The sequence below is a fragment of the Paenibacillus oleatilyticus genome, assembly GCF_018998565.1.
Lineage (GTDB): Bacteria > Bacillota > Bacilli > Paenibacillales > NBRC-103111 > Paenibacillus_G > Paenibacillus_G oleatilyticus.
In genome coordinates, this window is record NZ_JAHNZO010000001.1 from 450,466 (window position 1) to 467,959 (window position 17,494).

The 17,494-nt window shown below is 55.7% G+C and carries 18 protein-coding genes; 8 read left to right on the forward strand and 10 right to left on the reverse strand.

Going from position 1 to position 17,494, the window contains the following annotated elements; translation table 11 throughout:
* Nucleotides 1-62 precede the first annotated feature (62 nt).
* A complete protein-coding gene (locus KQX66_RS02035; protein ID WP_036679471.1) occupies nt 63-248 on the reverse strand; it encodes an aspartyl-phosphate phosphatase Spo0E family protein in 186 nt (61 codons plus the stop codon).
* A 436-nt stretch (nt 249-684) separates the two neighbouring features.
* Here KQX66_RS02035 and mqnE point away from each other — a divergent pair, with 436 nt between their 5' ends.
* Together mqnE and KQX66_RS02045 are read left to right on the forward strand one after the other, a co-directional pair.
* Nucleotides 685-1,788, forward strand: a complete 1,104-nt coding sequence (gene mqnE / locus KQX66_RS02040) for an aminofutalosine synthase MqnE (protein WP_216789107.1) — start codon at nt 685-687, stop codon at nt 1,786-1,788.
* Nucleotides 1,789-1,819: 31 nt separating this feature from the next.
* Complete coding sequence (locus tag KQX66_RS02045) at nt 1,820-2,884, forward strand: NAD(P)/FAD-dependent oxidoreductase (protein ID WP_216789109.1); 1,065 nt, start codon at nt 1,820-1,822, stop codon at nt 2,882-2,884.
* A gap of 3 nt (nt 2,885-2,887) precedes the next feature.
* Here KQX66_RS02045 and KQX66_RS02050 read toward each other — a convergent pair whose 3' ends face one another.
* Entirely contained in the window at nt 2,888-3,145 is a 258-nt protein-coding gene (locus tag KQX66_RS02050; protein ID WP_010493714.1) for a YuzB family protein, read from the reverse strand.
* A gap of 78 nt (nt 3,146-3,223) precedes the next feature.
* On the opposite strand from KQX66_RS02050, the gene KQX66_RS02055 reads away from it, so the two are divergent.
* The gene (locus KQX66_RS02055; protein WP_010493716.1) at nt 3,224-3,472 is read left to right on the forward strand and encodes a NifU family protein; all 249 of its coding nucleotides are present in this window, start codon (nt 3,224-3,226) and stop codon (nt 3,470-3,472) included.
* A 61-nt stretch (nt 3,473-3,533) separates the two neighbouring features.
* Here the strand turns inward: KQX66_RS02055 and KQX66_RS02060 are convergent, their stop codons facing one another.
* The 5 genes from KQX66_RS02060 to KQX66_RS02080 form a co-directional block, all read right to left on the reverse strand.
* Nucleotides 3,534-4,352 (reverse strand): SDR family oxidoreductase, encoded by an 819-nt coding sequence (locus KQX66_RS02060; protein ID WP_216789112.1) that lies wholly within the window; start codon nt 4,350-4,352, stop codon nt 3,534-3,536.
* 87 nt (nt 4,353-4,439) lie between these two features.
* Nucleotides 4,440-5,138 (reverse strand): Cthe_2314 family HEPN domain-containing protein, encoded by a 699-nt coding sequence (locus tag KQX66_RS02065; protein ID WP_216789114.1) that lies wholly within the window; start codon nt 5,136-5,138, stop codon nt 4,440-4,442.
* Nucleotides 5,139-5,278: 140 nt separating this feature from the next.
* Nucleotides 5,279-7,039 carry a UbiD family decarboxylase gene (locus tag KQX66_RS02070; protein WP_216789116.1) on the reverse strand — a complete coding sequence of 587 codons (1,761 nt, stop codon included), beginning with the start codon at nt 7,037-7,039 and terminating at the stop codon, nt 5,279-5,281.
* An 88-nt stretch (nt 7,040-7,127) separates the two neighbouring features.
* The gene (locus KQX66_RS02075; protein ID WP_216789118.1) at nt 7,128-8,081 is read right to left on the reverse strand and encodes a COX15/CtaA family protein; all 954 of its coding nucleotides are present in this window, start codon (nt 8,079-8,081) and stop codon (nt 7,128-7,130) included.
* 223 nt (nt 8,082-8,304) lie between these two features.
* The gene (locus KQX66_RS02080) at nt 8,305-8,649 is read right to left on the reverse strand and encodes a thioredoxin family protein (RefSeq protein ID WP_025850086.1); all 345 of its coding nucleotides are present in this window, start codon (nt 8,647-8,649) and stop codon (nt 8,305-8,307) included.
* A gap of 216 nt (nt 8,650-8,865) precedes the next feature.
* Between KQX66_RS02080 and KQX66_RS02085 the strand changes: the two genes are divergently transcribed.
* Both KQX66_RS02085 and KQX66_RS02090 read left to right on the forward strand, forming a co-directional pair.
* Nucleotides 8,866-9,708 carry an SPFH domain-containing protein gene (locus KQX66_RS02085; protein WP_216789120.1) on the forward strand — a complete coding sequence of 281 codons (843 nt, stop codon included), beginning with the start codon at nt 8,866-8,868 and terminating at the stop codon, nt 9,706-9,708.
* Between the two features lie 9 nt (nt 9,709-9,717).
* Nucleotides 9,718-9,933, forward strand: a complete 216-nt coding sequence (locus KQX66_RS02090) for a type II toxin-antitoxin system antitoxin (RefSeq protein ID WP_010493727.1) — start codon at nt 9,718-9,720, stop codon at nt 9,931-9,933.
* 132 nt (nt 9,934-10,065) lie between these two features.
* Here the strand turns inward: KQX66_RS02090 and KQX66_RS02095 are convergent, their stop codons facing one another.
* Nucleotides 10,066-11,643, reverse strand: a complete 1,578-nt coding sequence (locus KQX66_RS02095; RefSeq protein ID WP_216789122.1) for a copper amine oxidase N-terminal domain-containing protein — start codon at nt 11,641-11,643, stop codon at nt 10,066-10,068.
* A 145-nt stretch (nt 11,644-11,788) separates the two neighbouring features.
* On the opposite strand from KQX66_RS02095, the gene KQX66_RS02100 reads away from it, so the two are divergent.
* Nucleotides 11,789-13,078 carry a DUF2515 domain-containing protein gene (locus tag KQX66_RS02100; protein ID WP_216789124.1) on the forward strand — a complete coding sequence of 430 codons (1,290 nt, stop codon included), beginning with the start codon at nt 11,789-11,791 and terminating at the stop codon, nt 13,076-13,078.
* Between the two features lie 23 nt (nt 13,079-13,101).
* Here KQX66_RS02100 and KQX66_RS02105 read toward each other — a convergent pair whose 3' ends face one another.
* The gene (locus KQX66_RS02105; RefSeq protein ID WP_216789126.1) at nt 13,102-14,289 is read right to left on the reverse strand and encodes a glucuronate isomerase; all 1,188 of its coding nucleotides are present in this window, start codon (nt 14,287-14,289) and stop codon (nt 13,102-13,104) included.
* A gap of 114 nt (nt 14,290-14,403) precedes the next feature.
* A complete protein-coding gene (locus tag KQX66_RS02110) occupies nt 14,404-15,357 on the reverse strand; it encodes a DMT family transporter (protein WP_216789127.1) in 954 nt (317 codons plus the stop codon).
* Nucleotides 15,358-15,472: 115 nt separating this feature from the next.
* Between KQX66_RS02110 and pdxR the strand changes: the two genes are divergently transcribed.
* Nucleotides 15,473-16,888, forward strand: coding sequence for a MocR-like pyridoxine biosynthesis transcription factor PdxR (gene pdxR / locus KQX66_RS02115; RefSeq protein WP_216789130.1), 1,416 nt, complete (start codon nt 15,473-15,475; stop codon nt 16,886-16,888).
* A gap of 134 nt (nt 16,889-17,022) precedes the next feature.
* Entirely contained in the window at nt 17,023-17,385 is a 363-nt protein-coding gene (locus KQX66_RS02120; RefSeq protein WP_216789133.1) for a cupin domain-containing protein, read from the forward strand.
* Nucleotides 17,386-17,494 lie beyond the last annotated feature (109 nt).

Sequence of the window (17,494 nt, forward strand, 5' to 3'; positions counted from 1 at the left end):
GCTCGAAAATGTACTTCTATATAGAAGTATACTCCTTCCGGCCTCGGTCCTCAAGGGCTGCCTCATTTGCGGTTATCCGTTTTATCGGCTTCATAATAACGAAGCAGCAATTGATCTAATTGTCTGCTGCAGTGCTGCACTTCCGGATGCATGAACCCGAGCTGATTGCCCAAACTTACCATCTGCTCACGCATATCTTCGATTTCTTCGGAAATGGAGGCCTGCTCATCGAGAGCTGGAGTAAGCAACTTGGCACCGTCCTACCCAATATTATTTCAATCTAACAGTATACTAGACTCCCCTGCCCATGAAAATAGGAATTAAACCCTATCTTGTTTGTTTTTACAACAGGAATATAGTTTTAACGATTCATGTATTGCCCCTCTCCGGCAGTAGGTTTATAATAAGGAGTATTGTTTATCACACGTGTCATTCGGGAGAAACGCATTGTCGGTCTGTCCAAGCACCAAGCGAAGCTTCGTATTTCATGGAATACGCCCAAGCTTCGCCTACCTGTGTGTCCTTGGCCGGCTGACCATGTGCAAGCTTTCACAGCTTCCGCCGGTTCATCCGCGGCAGACTGTGAAAGATACGGTTCCCTGTATCGTTGTACAATTTCATCGACAGAGCGTCCCGTCAGCGGAAACCTGGGGCGCCTGACCCATTTACGGAGGTGGCTAAACCATGAGTATGATTGTCAACAGCCAGGAAAGGCGCATGGCCGAAATCGCCGAAAAAGTGGAGCACGGAGAGCGTTTGACCCTGGAAGACGGCGTTTTTCTGTACGAAACGGACGATTTATTAACCATCGGACAATTAGCAAACCAAGTGAACCTGAAGAAGAACGGCAAAAAGGTGTACTTCGTCGACAACATGAGCCTGTACTTCACCAATGTTTGCGAAGAGCACTGTGCGTTCTGCCATTTCCGCCGCGACGAGGGCGAGGACGGCGCGTACACGCTGACGGCCGAGCAAATGTTCGATTACATCGACAAGCACTTCCACCCGAACATGCGGGAGTTCCACATTACGGGCGGCCACAATCCGAATGTGCCGTTCCAATATTATGTCGACTGTATCAAGGGGCTGAAGCAGCGTTATCCGAATGTGACCATCAAGGCTCACACGGCGGCGGAGATTGAGTTTTTTTCCCGGCTCAGCGGGTTAAGCTATAAAGAAGTGCTGCAAACGCTGATGGATGCCGGACTCGGCACGATGCCGGGCGGGGGCGCGGAGATTTTGTCCGAGCGTTACCGCAAAAAAATGCACTTGGTTGACAAAGCCTCCACCGAAGCTTGGCTCGAAGTGCACCGCACCGCGCATCAGCTCGGCATGAAAACGCACGCCACCATGCTGTTCGGCTCCATTGAGACGTTCGAAGAACGGATTCGTCACATGATGTACCTGCGCGAGCTGCAGGACGAAACCGGCGGCTTCATGGTCTTTATACCGAACTCGGTTCAGCCGGCAAGCGTCAATGCCAGCATCAAGCGCCGGGTATCGGCCTTTGACAATCTGAAGACGATCGCGATCAGCCGTCTGATGCTGGACAACATTCAGCATGTCAAAGCATATTTTATCAATCTCGGTACGCAGCTTACGCAAATTGCCCTGACATTCGGCGCTTCGGACGCCCACGGCACGATTATCCAGGAACGCATCAGCCATTCCGCTGGAGCGACCTCGCCGGAAGGCATGACACGGGACGAACTGGTTTGGCTCATCCAAGGAGCCGGCCGCATTGCCGTCGAGCGCGATACTTTCTATAACGAGATCAAGGTCTACTAATTAAGTCATAAGAGAAAGGGTTAACCGTTGTATGAAAAAACTTGTCATTTTGGGCGGAGGCTACGGCGGACTGACGGTAGCGAAAGAATTGCTGGAAGGAGACATCCCGGCCGATACGGTGATGATCATGGTCGACCGGATGCCTTTTCAGGGACTAAAGACGGAATATTACGCGCTTGCTGCCGGAACGGTGTCCGAGCAAGACATCCGGGTGCATTTTCCGGTAGATCCGAGATTGATTCTGAAATACGGCGAAGTTACGGCTGTCGATCCCGAGCAGAAGGTGATCCGTTTCGCCAACGACGAACCGCTGTCTTACGACTGGCTGGTCATCGCGCTCGGATGCGTGGATAAATACCACAACATTCCCGGGGCGGAGGAATTTTCCAACAGCATTCAGTCGTTATCGGCCACCCGCAAAACGTATCAGGCTTCGAACGATGCGGCTCCTTACGGTCAGATCACTATTGTCGGTGGCGGTCTCAGCGGCGTAGAGATGGCGGCGGAGCTGCGCGAGAGCCGGCCGGACCTGAACATCCGCATCCTGGACCGCGGGGCCAGCGTCCTGTCTCCGTTCCCGGAAAGGCTGCAGCGGTATGTGCGCGAGTGGATGCTGGAGCATGACATCGAGCTGCGTTCGCACGTATCATTGAACCGTTTGGAAGGCGGTCTGCTATACAACCAGCAGGAAATCATTCAGACCGACATTACGATCTGGACCGCCGGCATTCAGCCCAGCCCGATCGTGCAGAACTTGAATCTGCCCAAGGACAATCAAGGACGGTTAACGATTAACGAGTACCACCAGCTGCCCGATTACAATGAAATTTACGTCGTCGGCGACTGTGCGGCCCTGCCCTTCTCCCCGAGCGGACAAGCGGCAGAAGCGCAAGGCAAGCAAGTGGCGGAAGTCCTGCAAGCCGTATGGAAAAACGAAACTCCCCGGCTCGGCAAAATCAAGCTCAAGGGAGTTCTCGGGTCGCTCGGCAAAAAGGCCGGCTTCGGCCTGATGGGCAAGCGGACGGTCATGCTCGGCATGGTGCCCCGCGCCTTGAAGAGCGGCGTGCTCTGGATGTCGAAGCGCCATCTGGGGTAAACTTTATTCGTCTTTAAAGAGATCGAGCATATCCTCGATCTCTTTAATTTTAAGCTGAATGGCCGCCTCCAGCTCCTCTGCGGTGGCTGCCGCTACGATCTCGCCGTTCACCAATGCGAATGGAGCCAAATAGCATTCGCCGCAGTTGCCGAGACATCCGTACTCGATCACGTCGTATTCCGGATTTTGCTCCAGCTGCTGCATCAGCTTGGCTGTCCCATGGTGCATATTGTTCGTACAAAATTCAATGATCGGTCTCATCGCACTTTCGCCTGCCTTAGAGCCATTTTAATTTTCGATCGATTGTACTATAATAAAATAAGAAGGGAGATGATGCAAATGAGCGAGAACACTCAGCAAAGCACCATGTACGACGAGGTTCTTGAAGTTCTAGATAAGCTGCGCCCGTTCCTGCAACGCGACGGCGGCGACGTAGAGCTGGTTGACGTTGAGGACGGCATCGTTAAACTGCGTTTGATGGGCGCTTGCGGCAGCTGCCCGAGCTCGACCATCACGCTGAAAGCCGGTATCGAGCGCGCGCTGCTTGAAGAAGTGGAAGGCGTTCAAGAGGTAATGCAAGTATTCTAATGCATTGACCGCCCAAGTTCTGCGAAAAAACAGCCCCGAGTCCGCATGCTTCATGCGCCGCTCAGGGCTGTTTTTTTGTGCCGTTTGCGGCCGTTTGCCCGGAACCGCTGCCGATCATAGCGCGGATCGGGTCTAGTCCTCCGGACACGTCCATAATGTTGCCGGTAATGAAATCCGAGCGCTCTTCGCATAAAAAGGCGATGACCCGTGCGATATCCTCTCCCGTTCCGGGGCGTCCGCGCGGAGATTCGTCGTCCTGCAAATGCTCCACCTCGCCGATCGTCCGCTCTTTATTCGCGCCGCGAATGTCCCCCGGACAAATCATGTTGACCGTGATCCCTTCCGACGCTTCTTCCACAGCCAGCGTTTTCGTAAAGGAGACAAGACCGACTTTGGCCGCCGCATAGGCTGCCCGGTGCGGCCACCCCCGCGCCTCCGCCGCATGGCCGAAGCCGAAGTGAATAATCCGGCCCCACTGCTTCTGCCGCATCATCGGAATAACCAGATGATCCAAATGCATCACGCCGAGCAGATTGCCCTGCATCAGCTCGTTAATTTCCCCAAGCTCATACTCCATAAACAGCCGGCGCTCGCGGATGAACGGACCAGCGTTGTTGATCAAAATGTCGATCGAACCGAAATGGCGGACCGCTTCCCGTACGAGCCTTTCCCTGTCCTCGGGAACGGCTACGCTTCCCTGAACCGCCTCGCAGCGTACGCCCTTGCTGCGTATCGTCTCTCGCAGCTCGAACGCTTCCTTCTCGCTGTGCACGTAATTCAGCACGATATCGGTTCCCCGTTCGGCAAGCAGGAGCGCGGTCATTTTACCAAGACCTTTGGCGCTTCCCGTAATGAGGGCGGTTTTCCGCTGCCCTTCCATGCTCCCACCTCCCGCTTCTCATTCGTTCCCGTTCTATCCAAAGTATAGTGCAAGCCGGAGAGCGATTCAACTTAAAGCCGCCCCGGATCACCGGACCAGATAACGAAATACGGTCGTCACCGAACGGAATGCCATGTCGCAGCCTTGCTCCAGATCGGCCAAATTTCCGCGGACATCCTCCGTCTCGGAACTCGGCCGCTCCCCGTATTTCGCTTCCTCCGCCTTCATCAAATCGTCCAGCAGGTCGGCGTTAATCGTATGGATTTCCATGTTGCGCTGATTGCGCAGGCGCGTGAGCGGCTCTTTGTAGCTCGTTTTCAGCTCGTAGAGCTTCTCCTCCAAATCCGTAAACAGCTTATGCTGATGCATATTGCGAAGAACGGTAAAATATGAGAACCGCGATTTGATCTTTTCCGTCTTCAAAGCAAGACGTTCGTTCATGAAATGCCCCAGCTTATCCAGCACAGCGAACAGACGAATCAGTGCATTGTTGTAATAATATAAATGGCGGTGGTAATCGTCCAATTCCTCGCGTTCCATCCGGTCGACGAATGCTGTTTTTACACGCTCCCCGTAGCGGGCAGCCGCATACTGGCTTTGCTCCATTTCGTCCAATGCCCGCAGAAAGCTTTGGCACCATATCGCATAACGGCGCTCCTGCGGTGTCGGAGCCGCTCCCTTCTTCGTCCGGGTGACGGTTCGCAAATATCCGCGGATCGCTTCGTTGGCCTCAAGCAGCAACCCGCTATCCTGCCTGGGCGGCTCGCCAAAAATCGCTCTTAACATAGGTGTCCCCATCCCATCCTGTTGTCCCATTCAGTATACCCGATCCCGTTTTGCAAAAACAATCGCATCTGCAAAAAAACGACAGCGGCGCATGGCCCTGGGTAAAGGATACGCCGCTATCGTCGGTTGCGTTCGTGTTATTAAGCAAAATATTCGCTCCACCGGGAATCGACCAGCTTCACGATATCTTCCCGCGGGAAAAGCTCGTCCGGGTAACCGAGCTTCATCCTGGCATCGATCACAAGCGGCAGCTCGTAGCCGATATGATGGCGATTGACCTGCGTGCGCGCGTAAATATCGGCCGCCGGGTTGAAGCGGGTGAATACCGTCCACAGAAACGCCGTCTGGTCGCCGGCAATGGACGTCTCGTCCGCGACGATGACAAGCGGCCACGGGGCCAGACGATCCCCCGCCTCCTCAACCAAGCGGTCAGCCAAGCCGGGATCGTCCGTATAGGAGGCGCCGGAGACCACGAGACAGCCGCGGCAGTAAACGGCGGCAGCCGAAATGCCCGGCAGCTCCCCGCCCATATAGACGGCCGGCAGCTCCCGCTTCGGCTCGCCGACGCCGACCAGCACCGCTTTGCTGCCGTGGTTAAGCCGGTCGCCGGTATAATCGAGCGTATCGTGCGACGTATTGCCGAATACGTACAAGTCTTGCAGCGGATCGAACCGCTCCAGCACCGTTTCGAGCAGCGTCGGGAAACGTTCCAGATCTAACTGCCGATCCGTCACCATCAAAAACTTAGTCAGTGATAACTGGCCCTCGCCAAGAATACGGAACGCCGAGACGATCGCTTCGCGGCTGTAGCTCTCACGGACAATCGCCGCAGCAAGCGCATGAAAGCCGGTTTCGGCGTACGTCCATAGATCTTTGACGCCCGGCATCGCCATCGGGAAGGCAGGCGACAGCAGCTTCTGCAGAAACTCTCCGAGATAGTAATCCTCTTGTCTCGGCTTGCCGACAATCGTAGCCGGATAAATCGCATCCTTACGATGCCATACATGGCTCACGTTGAACACCGGAAAATCGTGAGTCAGCGAATAATAGCCGTAATGGTCTCCGAACGGCCCCTCGGGACGACGCACATGCGGCGCTACCGAGCCGCAAATCGCAAATTCCGCCTCGGCGACGAGACGGTGGCCTCCTTGCGGATTGGCCACGAGCGGAAGCTTCTGCCCCATAATGAGCGAGGTCAGCAGCAGCTCCGGCAAATGCTCGGGCACCGGCGCGATGGCCGACGCAATCAAGGCCGGCGGTCCGCCGAGAAAGACCGTCACCGGCAGCGCTTGTCCGCGCTTCTCCGCTTCGTGGTAATGGAAGCCGCCGCCCTTATGAATTTGCCAGTGCATGCCCGTCGTCCGGTCGTCATAAACCTGCATCCGGTACATGCCCAGGTTATGATGGCCGTTCTCCGGATGCTCGGTATATACAAGCGGCAGCGTGACGAACGGCCCTCCGTCTTCCTGCCAGCTCGTCAATACGGGAAGCCCGGCAAGCGGCGCCTCGGTCTTGCACTGCTGCAGCACCGGAGCGGCGTCGGAGGACACGTTTTTGGTCCCGACTTTGAGCAGGTCCAGAAGAAGCTGCCGCTGGTCCCAGACCGCCTTCGGCGTCGGCGGAAGCAGCGTATCCTTCGCCGCAATAATATCCTTCATCAGCTGCTCGGGACGCGGCCCGAACGCGAGGTCTACCCTCCGGCTTGTGCCGAACAGATTCGTTACGACCGGAAAGGAAGCACCTTTTACATTGGTAAACAGCAGCGCAGGCCCTTGCTCGTCAATGACCCTGCGGTGAATTTCGGCAAGCTCCAGATTCGGATCGACCGGCGCGGAGATTACTTTTAATTGATTTTCCTTACGAAGCGCTTCCAGAAAGCTGCGTAAATTTTCGAATCTCATGGCCGAGCGTCTCCCTTCTTTCATCCCACGAAGTGAAATAGATCATTGCCAGATGTCCCTGGATAGGGCGTATAGTAATAAGAGAGGCTTACGGCAGCCGAGGAGCCGCGTAAGCCTGTACCTTCCCTTCTGCTGCGTGCAGAGACGTTATCCCCAAGTAGCATAAGATGCCGAACAAGCAGGAGATCAGCAGCGCATGCAGCATGCTGGCGAGCAGGTAAATGTCGTATCCCATGGCCAGCGTAACAAAGCCGCCGCTTAAGATTTGCAGGATAATGAGCACCAGCGACAAGCGGGTCGCCCGATAGATCGCGCTGTCCGTATGCGCCTGCATCCGAACGACGAGGAACAAAACCAGAATAGCGATCCCCAATACCGCAGCCGCCACGCGGTGCATGAATACGATGCCGGTCGCCCCGCTCAGCTCCGGAATGACTTGTCCGTTGCACAGCGGCCAGCCGATACAGCCGCCGGTCGCTTCGCTATGCCGGACATAGGCTCCCAAATAAACGACGACATAAGAGTAGATCAAAATGCCCCAGATGGCGATGCGCACGCCTTTGGTCAACCTCGTTCCGTCGCCGCGGTGCATCGCCTCTCCGAATTTCGTATACACCAGATACAGCAGCAGCGTAAAGGCAAACGACAGCAGCGAGAAGCCGAAGTGCAGCGCAAGCACCGGGCCGGATTGCGGCCATACGACGGCCATGGCCCCGAGAATCGCTTGCAGCACCGTGAACGCCATCGCCCCGCCTACGTACCATTTGGCATCCTTGCGATGGCTGTACAGCAGCACCAGAATCGTCGTAGCGAGCAAAATCATCCCCACAACGCCGACGACAAAACGGTGGCTATACTCAATCAACGACTCGATCGTGTACGCCGGAATGAACTTTCCGTTGCACAGCGGCCAATCGTCGCCGCAGCCGCGGCCCGATTCCGTTTTCGTCACCAACGCGCCCATCAGCAAGATCAAAAACATGCCGGCCATGCTCGCAAAAGATAAGCTTTTAAGCCAACGTTGTATGTTCATGCGTAACATTCACCCGCTTCTTCTATAAATTACGTCTATAATCATTTGTCGACAACATTAGACAAAAGCGAACGTCCAACCCTTATTATAGCGATAAAAAGTGCCTAAATCCATGCGGAAATGTTACAAAGCCTTGAAACCGGGCGAAACCGCCGCATCGCCTTCTTCAACGAACAAAAGCCCGGCCGGAACGGTTTCCGGCGGGCTTTTGAGCTTGGGCCTTCTATGGCTGCTACTTTTGCAAAGCGTTCGATACTTCCAGCGCGCGGTCCAGGAATTGCTCGATCTCGTCGCGCGTTTTGCGCAGCTTGCTGACGAAACGGACAAGCTCTTGCCCGTCGCGGAACGCGATAAAGCTCGGGATGCCCAAAATGTTCAATTCCGAGCACAGGTCCGGCAAATCGTCGCGGTCAATATGAATGAAGTTCAGGCGATCTTGGTACGCTTCCTCCACTTGAGGCATGAACGGATCGATGAAATGGCAGTCCTTGCACCAAGTCGTTTTAAAAACGGCAACGGTCGGCTTGGAGCCGGCGATTACTTCTCTAAATCGTTGTTCGGTTGTCACTTGTTCCACGGAAAGCACCGCCTTCGGTCATCGTTTTTGCGCTATTTCTTTCGCTTACCCCACTTATAGCACTCGGAGCGGCTTCTGTCAATGTCGCGCAGGAGGACCCGATTTCATTGTTCAATTGAAATTTCCACTTTATCCTACTTTACAATTATTACTAAAAGTGATATCATAAAAATATCAAAACAATATGATTCCCTTTAAACAAAAGGAGTGTTTGCGATGAAGGAAAGAAAAGCATGGGTGATGAACGGATTTGTCGGGCTGCTGCTGGTGCTTGCGCTGGTCGGAGGAGGACTTTCCCTGCTGATTACCGAAACTTCACCCGCTCTGGGCATTATCTTGATCATCCTGTCGGTGCTGCCCTTATCGTCATTGACGGTCGTTCAACCGAATCAGGCGATGGTCCTGACGTTCTTCGGCAGCTACGCCGGAACGCTGCGCGAGAGCGGCATGTGGATAACGGTTCCGTTCTGCGGACGCAAAAAGGTATCGCTGCGCGTGCGCAACTTCAACAGCGCCAAGTTAAAGGTGAACGATATCGATGGCAACCCGATTGAAATCGCCGCCGTCGTCGTCTTCCGAGTCGTCGATTCGGCCAAAGCCAGCTTCGATGTCGACAACTACGAGCAATTCGTCGAGATCCAAAGCGAAACCGCGCTTCGGCACGTAGCCAACAAATATCCGTACGATTCTTACGAGAACGGCTACTCCTTGCGCGGCAACTCCGAAGAGGTTGCCCAAGAGCTGAGCCGCGAGCTGCAGGACCGGCTGTCGGTAGCCGGCGTCGAAGTCATTGAAGCGCGTCTGACACATCTGGCTTATTCCACGGAAATCGCGAGCGCCATGCTGCAGCGTCAGCAGGCAACGGCGATCATCGCCGCACGCGCCAAAATTGTGGAAGGCGCCGTCGGCATGGTGCAATTGGCAATCGCCCAATTGCAGCAAGAAGGCGTCATCGAGCTTGACGAAGAACGCAAAGCCGCCATGATCAACAATCTGCTCGTCGCCATCGTGTCGGACCGTTCCGCCAATCCGGTCATCAATACGGGAAGCTTGTACTAACGGTTCCCCATGGCCGGCAAAAAAAATTTCCCGCTGCGGCTTGATCCGAAGCTGTACGAAGTGCTGGAAAAATGGGCGGCCGACGAATTCCGCAGCGTCAACAGCCATATCGAATATCTGCTGCGCGAAACGGCTGCCCGAGCCGGTCGGCTGCCTTCCCCCCGGTCGCTCGGACCGGGAGCGGAGACGAAGGCCCCGCCTTCCGATTCAACAACACAGGATTAAGCCTGATCCTCGCTATACAAAAAAAGAAACAGCCCCCCATCTTTCCGAGGCGGAGTCGGATGGGGGGCTGTTTTCTGCTTCCAAGGCCGGAATAGTCCGGCCGTTCAAGCACATATTAAGAATAAAGCCAAATTAATCGCGGGTAATTTTGACGGTTTGCGTTTCTTGCTCCCAGCCTACTTTCGCTCCGAGGCCTTCGGAAACGACGCGAACAGGAACATAAGTAACGCCATCCACGAGTACGGCCGGCTTCTCCAGCTTCACGGTTTTGCCGTTGATGGTAGCTTCGTCGCTGCCGATCGTTAATACAAGCACCGCGCCGCTGAGCGGATCGGTCACTTTGACTTGCTTGGTGGCCTCATCCCACTTCACATCGGCATCCAGTTCCTCGACGACGAAACGCGCCGGAACCATAATCGTGCCGTTGTCGTTATACGGGAGTGTGCCATAAGAAAGCTCTTTGTCTTCGCCGGCAAACATGCTGATATTTTTCTTCGTTACGCCAAGATCGTCTTTAAGCAGCTTATACAGCTGGGAGTTCGGATCAAGCGATGCGACGAATTTGCTTGCCGTCATACGGCCGTCCGCACCGTTCATTTCGATAACGCCGCCGGACGTATCAATCGTAGCCGCCTGTACCGGCTTGTTTACGTTCCACACTTCGTAGGCCGATGTGATTTTGACGCTTTTCAAGCCGTCTCCCTTGCCTTGCGGAAGGGTAAAACCAATTTCCGTGTTCGATTTGCGGGTTACGTAATCTTTGTCTACATACAGGTCCATCTTAAGCGATTGATTGTCGTTCAGCCAAGCTTTGGCTTCCGGACCCATCGCATCGACCGACGCGTCGAAATCCTTGAGCGCTTGCTCCAGGTTGGTTTTTACGAACGTATGAATGAATTCTACAGCCAGCGCTTTATTGTTCAAATAAGGCGTAAGCGGGTCGTTCATCGAATTGACATCACTCTTGCTGGCTTCCTTGGTGACTTCCTTCAAAATCGGCACATACAGATCATACAGCACGCCGATAAAATCCTTCAGGCCTTGATCGTCGGCAAGCACATTCGTCAAGAAGCCTTTCACCAAGCCAAGCAGCTCGTTGCCGTAGACTTCGGCATGAACCTTTTGCAGGGTCAGCGCTTCGCCGTTTACGGTTTCGTTCACTTCCGCAGCCGTAATTTTGCCCGGGTTCGGGAAGTTGCGGGTGAAGAACGACGTGAGCGAAGGCATCGCTTCGACCGCCTTCTTGCTAAGCTGCTGGAGCTGCTCCTGCACTTCCTTCGGAAGCTCGGCGGCAGAGCCATTCATCGCCGTCGCGCTGTTGCGGATGACGATCGGCTTTTTCGCGCCTTCGATTTTGAGCGTGTAATCCATGTCGGACATGACCAGCTCGAACGGCACGCGACCCTTCTGATACTCGAATACGCCTTTCAAAGACATATGCAGCTGATCTTGCATCTTCATCTCGGTAATGTCAACCTTCACCTTGCTGAACAGATCGAAAGCCCGTTTGCCCTCCGGTGACATGGTGACCGCCGGGTCCGGCGTCAGCTCCAGCGTTACCGTTTGCTTGCCTTCCGAAGATTTGACGGCCAAGCTTCCGGCCATCGCCTTGCCTACGTCGACATTGCCGACCGGTTGGCAGCCGGCGAGCAGGATCAGGATGCCGACCAGCACGAGGCTGAGCATGGCGTTCCAACGTTTTGTTCTCATCGGGAACCTCCTAAAAAATATGTACTATAATGCATGCAACCTACCGTCTTATACGAAATAATTGGCAGAACGTTGCGCACTTGCATATGGAATTATACGACAGCAGTTTGGAAAATCCTTTTTTTAAGGCGGGAGGTCTCGGACCATGAGCGGGGGAAAATACCGTTGGAACGGCATCGATCTGCTCCATAAGCTGGCGGATTTGCCACAGGAAGCGGTAGAGTGGGTCAAAGGAAAGGCTCAGACATTAGCGCATGAAAAAAAGCTTCTGGCCGCGGCACACCGCATTCCGATCGATCCGCTGTCGGTCGAAGCGCTGCGCAAGCGCCTGCAATGGAAGCTTGCGCTGCAGGAAGGGAACGCGGAGCCGGCAAAGGAACCCCCGGACATCGGGCCTGAGGCCAAGGAAGAGGAGCAGGAGCTGCTGGAGCGCATCCTGCGCGAGCGGGACGTGCACATCCGCAACAATGTGACGCGCACCGCGGCTTATTTGCATATATACCGGGAGCATCCGGAGCTGCATTGGGCGTTTCTGGCTCATATGGTGTCGCGCAACGGGGGCTGGAGCATGACGGATCTGCGGGGAGATCTGCTGCCGTTTCTGCTGAACGAAGAGCAATGCGAGAACGTTTTCGCTTTTTTGGAAAGGGCCAACGCGCTCATCTTCCGGGACGCTTACCCGCAGCTTCTGCTGTACCGGGCGAGCCTGCAGCTGAAACGCCCGCTGTTTCATCTGCTCCCCCGGCTCGGCGTTTCGCGCTTTATGCGCCCGGTCTGGGACCGCTTCTGGATCGAGCGGGAATCCGGGCTGCTCACCATCGCTTTAATCATCAATGAGCAGCATTATATTGAAGAGCGCGTCGTCCGTCATCCTTCGTTTCAAAGCACCGTGCTCGACACGCTGTTTTTTCAGACGCAGACGCTGCTTCAGCTGAACCAGGTCGTGTTTCCATACGTTCAAGGCGAACGAATACGGCTCGCAGGTCTGATTCTGGAAAACTTCAGCAGCGTGCGTGAGCGCATTGAGGTCGGCAAAAAGCTGTACGCCATTCTATTCGGGATACGTGCGGTAGCGGAGGGCGCCCAAGCGTTCGCCTGCGGACGCCGTCACAGCGGCTCCCGCGCGGATTACTGGCCGCACCTGTTCGCACCCGTGCGCAAGGAACCGCCCCGGCCCCGCGGTCAGCTGCTGGAGCGGCTTGACGGCTGCAAGCTGCGGCCGGGCGCAGCCCCGCTGTACAGTCCGGCGCTGACGGATGCCTGGAAGGACCGGGACGTCGAACCGCCCATTCCGGGGGATTGGTTCCGCGATCTGTCCGTCCTCGACTATTTTACGGAAACCAGCGCGCCGTTTTCCTTCGAAATGACACAGGACTGCTGTATCGGACTGAAAAAAATCGAGCTCGCCGTGCTCGCCAGCGATCTGATCGTTTAACGGGCTGCCTCCGTCGGACGCGCTTACTGCTCCCGGAAGCCATAACGCTGCGCCGCGCTCTCGTAGAGCCAGCCTCTGGCGACCTGCTGCGCCGTCTCGCGGTCGATCCAGCCCCGCTCCGTCTGCTCGAAGAGAAACTCGGCCATCAGCCGTTTGACGAGCGCGATTTTGCCGTAGCTCCATTCGATGCAGCGCGCGTCGGAGACGATCAGCGAGCTTTTGAGCGCAGGCAGCGCCTCCAGCCGGTACTGCATTGCATCACGGTACGTGCTGGCGCGGAAGTTGAACCACCACTGACCGCCCGTGTGCACATTGGGGAAATTCCACGCCGCTTGGACGATGTCCAGGTTATTCAGCTCCGAGGCAGTTACCAACTCGAACGGTACGGCATACCGCTCAAACAAACCGGACAGCTTGACGATCTTGAGCGGATCGTTGACCGGGGTTGCGGTGCCGCACCAGGACCGTTCCACGCCCACGAAGATTTGCACCATCAGCCCGTGACGCTCGGCCGCTTCGCACACCGCATGCAGAAGCATCATCAGGATCTGGTCCTCCGTCGCGCCGGCTTTCAACGAATACGAGCGGTTGGCGCTGGCCTCGAAAGCGGGCAGCGTCGTCATGACGCCCGGGCATCCCTGTTCCCGGTACGACGCGAACAAGGTGTCTATGGTCTGCCGCGCCTCTTCGTACGCTTCCTCCGGCTGTGCCGACGCCGCTATGTTGCGAGTCCACTGCGGCAGCTTGCCGTCGATCCGCGGGAGCAAAATCGCGTCGCGCTTCATGCCGACAAACTTCGCATGGTCCGGGTGATTGACCACGAAGGCGCGGACGTTCAGCTTATCCGCCACCTGCTGCGCCCAGCCTGCCTTTTGAGACGAAGCCCGGACCGCCTCGTCGGCTTCGTAGACAGAGCGCTCGTCGCGGAGCTCAATCCCGTACAGTTGCTTGAAGATATGTGTGACGGTCCAATTCATCAGCGTATTCCGCGTGGCGCGGTACGCCTTCATAAACGCTTCGATGCGTTCCTTCTCCGGCAGCTCCGCCGCGTCGGCGGGATATCCGCCCGCCTGCATTTCCCGGTTCAACCAGAAATAATGGGCGATATCCCAGAAGCTCTGCGCACACAGCTTGTCCCCGATCAAATGGGTATGCGTATCCAGCGTCTCGATGCCTTCGACTTCCGCAATCCAAGTTTCCCGCGCGGTCATGACGGATCTCCCCTTTCCCTTGATCTCTTCATCATACTACATGTTCGGACAAGGGAGGATGGATTCGTTTTGGAAGAGACTGTATTTTTTTAGGCTTGCCGCCCCAACGACCGGCTATAACCCTTCACTTGCCGTTCTCTCCCCGCCTCGCGCCCTTTTATCCCAAGGCTTGACGGACAGCAAGACGGACGAAGCGACGATGAACAGACCGCCCATGATTTGAAAGAACTTCAACGGCTCCGCAAGCCACAGCATCGAAACGACGATCGTCACGAGCGGCTCCATGACGGAGAGCGTGTTCGTTTCGGCGGGCTCCAGGTAATGAAGGCTTTCCAAATAAAACAAAAAGGCCAGGCACGTACCGAACAAGACGATAAACAGTACGAGAATCCATGAGATGGCATCCATGCCCTGCACAGCCGAATAAAAGCCTCCCGAGACAGGCAGCGCGTTGAACACAATCCCGCCGATCAGCATCCCCCAGCCCAACACGAGCATGCCGCCCCAGCGGCGGATGAGCGGAACCGGAAACAACGTATAGAAGGCGAACGCAGCAGCGGTGGCAAGCCCCCAGCCGACGGCTTTGGGCGACAAGGTAATTCCTTCCAGAGACCCGTTCGTGACCATGAAAAACAACCCGAGGATACAGAGTGAAACCAGCACCGTCTCCATCCAGGTCGGCAGCTTCCGCTTCTTAAACGCCAGCACGATCATGACAACTGCCGGGCTCAAAAATTGAAACAAGGTTGCCGTCACGGCATTGCCCGTTTCGACGGTACTGATAAACGCATACTGCAGCACCATGATCCCGCAGACCGAAAAGATGATTAAAGACAGGACCATGCGAAGATCGGTCCAAACCTTCCATATATTTTGCTTTCTGCCCATGGCTATCAATAGCAGGATGACGCCCGATAGCATGAATCGGAATTGCAGAAGCGCCGTGGACGACATTTTCTGATGGGAGAACAGCCATTCCATCATGGGGGACGACAATCCCCAGCAGCCGGCACCGATAATGATGAGCGCCAGCCCAAGATTTCTTCCTCGATACGACTTTTTCAACATGCTGCTTATGTCCTTTCCTGTCTATGTTTTTTCGATTATAATCATTATTTGAACGGATCATAAGCTTCAGTTTTACACAAAATGATGAGGTCAGTTTGAGGAAGGGGCATCACTGATGGATATGTTCACGGTTCATTTGGACCCGGGACGCAAACAGCCTTTATACGATCAGCTCTACATGCACATCAAGCGGGAAATCGAATCGGGGCAGCTTTCCTACGGGACAAGGCTGCCGTCCAAGCGGAAGCTTGCCGGGTACCTGCGCATCAGCCAAAATACGCTCGAAACCGCCTATCAGCAGCTGGTGGCGGAAGGCTACGTCGAAGCGGTGCCGAAACGCGGATTTTTCGTCAGCAAAACGGACGAGGTGCTGCGAATCGGCGCGGAACCGCCGGTACCTGCCGTGCGAAAGCCGACGGCAGACTCGGACGCCTTCATTCCCCGGTATGATTTTTCGCCGACCAGTATCGATCTGGACGTGTTCCCTTTTGCCATATGGAAGAAGCTGGCTAAAGAAACGATTCAGTCCGAGCACAAGTCGCTGCTGCAGCTCGGACATCCGCAAGGAGACGAGAGGCTTCGCAGTACGATTTCCCAGTACCTGTACTATTCCCGCGGAGTGTCCTGCACCCCGGAGCAAATTATCGTCGGCGCCGGGACGGAGAGCCTGTTTCAGCTGCTGCTGCAAATTTTGGGCCGGGATAATTCATTCGCCGTCGAGAATCCGGGGTATTACCGGATGTACCGCATTCTCCGAAGCTACGGCATTGACGTTCAACTGCTGCCGCTGGATGAAGAGGGGGTCGACGTTGCGCAGCTTGCGGACGGACGCTCGAACATTGTGTATACGACGCCCTCCCATCAGTTCCCGATGGGCATGGTCATGCCGGTCAACCGCCGGATGCGGCTGCTGCAGTGGGTCAACGAGCAGGATGGCCGGTACATCATCGAGGACGATTACGACAGCGAATTCCGCTACAGCGGCAAGCCGATCCCTTCGCTGCACGGGATGGATTCGAGCGGCAAAGTGATCTATATCGGCACGCTGTCGAAGCCGCTGTCCCCTTCGCTGCGCATCAGCTATATGGTGCTGCCCGGCCGGCTTCTGGAGGTGTACCGCACGCATTACATCTCATATGCCTCGACCGTTTCGCGCATCGATCAGCACGTGCTGTATCGGTTTATCCAGGAAGGGCATTTCGAGAAGCACTTGAATAAGATGCGCCGCATTTACAAAAGAAAACGAGACCGGCTTGTGGCGGCCGTGCGCAGGTTCCCTCAGCCGGTCGACATCATTGGGGAGAACGCCGGCCTGCACCTGCTCCTGAAGGTGCGCAACGGCTTGTGCGAGGAAGAGCTGGTAGCCCGCGCGAAGGAAGCGGGCGTCAAGGTGTACGGCATCTCGGGCTATTGCTTCGAGTCCGTCCCCGAAGGGCCGGACCCGGTCATTCTGCTCGGCTTCGCCGGGCTATCCGAGGAGGACATCGACGCTGCGGCGCGGATCTTGGAGCAAGTCTGGTTCTCCGCGTAACTTCCCTACGAATAAAGCATAAAAGATTCCATGTCATTCTTAAATTGTTCAATACCCGTCGGAACCCGAATCGGATATGATCATATACGAATTGGAATTCACCCTTTTTCCTAATAACGGAGGGATCGCCGTCAATGAAAAGATACCGTTTAAGCGAGCTGCAGGACGCCCGCGAAGGACACATCCTGAATCAGGTGCTGCCGGGCGCCTATGTGTCCTCGGGAGGGCTGGCGTTCAGCAAGCCGGGCGAGCGCAGCCACACGAACGACGGGCCGGACGGCCGGGACTATCACGTGCATACGGACTGCGAAGCGTTCCTGATCGTGCAAGGCCGCGGGACGATGGAGATCGACAAGACGTTCCACCCGGTAGCCGTGGGCGATATTATCGTCGTGGAGCCGGGAGAAGACCATCACCTCCACTCCAGCACCGAAGACCCGATCGTGACCCTCTGGTGTCACGCCGGCCCGGCACGGCACAAAAATCAACAGCCATAAGCGGCGAACGTTCAGTCCGTAACGGGCGATGCATGCGCTAGTGATAGCGCTCCCAAAATCCGCCGCTATCGGACGACGAATAGCCCCGAACCTTCGCATTGCAAGGTTC

What these genes read in the sequence shown, in the direction of transcription:
- mqnE (WP_216789107.1), top strand. Translation starts at nt 685, where the DNA reads ATGAGTATGATTGTCAACAGCCAGGAAAGGCGCATGGCCGAAATCGCC.
- KQX66_RS02045 (WP_216789109.1), top strand. Translation starts at nt 1,820, where the DNA reads ATGAAAAAACTTGTCATTTTGGGCGGAGGCTACGGCGGACTGACGGTA.
- KQX66_RS02050 (WP_010493714.1), bottom strand. Translation starts at nt 3,145, where the DNA reads ATGAGACCGATCATTGAATTTTGTACGAACAATATGCACCATGGGACA.
- KQX66_RS02055 (WP_010493716.1), top strand. Translation starts at nt 3,224, where the DNA reads ATGAGCGAGAACACTCAGCAAAGCACCATGTACGACGAGGTTCTTGAA.
- KQX66_RS02060 (WP_216789112.1), bottom strand. Translation starts at nt 4,352, where the DNA reads ATGGAAGGGCAGCGGAAAACCGCCCTCATTACGGGAAGCGCCAAAGGT.
- KQX66_RS02065 (WP_216789114.1), bottom strand. Translation starts at nt 5,138, where the DNA reads ATGTTAAGAGCGATTTTTGGCGAGCCGCCCAGGCAGGATAGCGGGTTG.
- KQX66_RS02070 (WP_216789116.1), bottom strand. Translation starts at nt 7,039, where the DNA reads ATGAGATTCGAAAATTTACGCAGCTTTCTGGAAGCGCTTCGTAAGGAA.
- KQX66_RS02075 (WP_216789118.1), bottom strand. Translation starts at nt 8,081, where the DNA reads ATGTTACGCATGAACATACAACGTTGGCTTAAAAGCTTATCTTTTGCG.
- KQX66_RS02085 (WP_216789120.1), top strand. Translation starts at nt 8,866, where the DNA reads ATGAAGGAAAGAAAAGCATGGGTGATGAACGGATTTGTCGGGCTGCTG.
- KQX66_RS02090 (WP_010493727.1), top strand. Translation starts at nt 9,718, where the DNA reads ATGGCCGGCAAAAAAAATTTCCCGCTGCGGCTTGATCCGAAGCTGTAC.
- KQX66_RS02095 (WP_216789122.1), bottom strand. Translation starts at nt 11,643, where the DNA reads ATGAGAACAAAACGTTGGAACGCCATGCTCAGCCTCGTGCTGGTCGGC.
- KQX66_RS02100 (WP_216789124.1), top strand. Translation starts at nt 11,789, where the DNA reads ATGAGCGGGGGAAAATACCGTTGGAACGGCATCGATCTGCTCCATAAG.
- KQX66_RS02105 (WP_216789126.1), bottom strand. Translation starts at nt 14,289, where the DNA reads ATGACCGCGCGGGAAACTTGGATTGCGGAAGTCGAAGGCATCGAGACG.
- KQX66_RS02110 (WP_216789127.1), bottom strand. Translation starts at nt 15,357, where the DNA reads ATGTTGAAAAAGTCGTATCGAGGAAGAAATCTTGGGCTGGCGCTCATC.
- pdxR (WP_216789130.1), top strand. Translation starts at nt 15,473, where the DNA reads ATGGATATGTTCACGGTTCATTTGGACCCGGGACGCAAACAGCCTTTA.
- KQX66_RS02120 (WP_216789133.1), top strand. Translation starts at nt 17,023, where the DNA reads ATGAAAAGATACCGTTTAAGCGAGCTGCAGGACGCCCGCGAAGGACAC.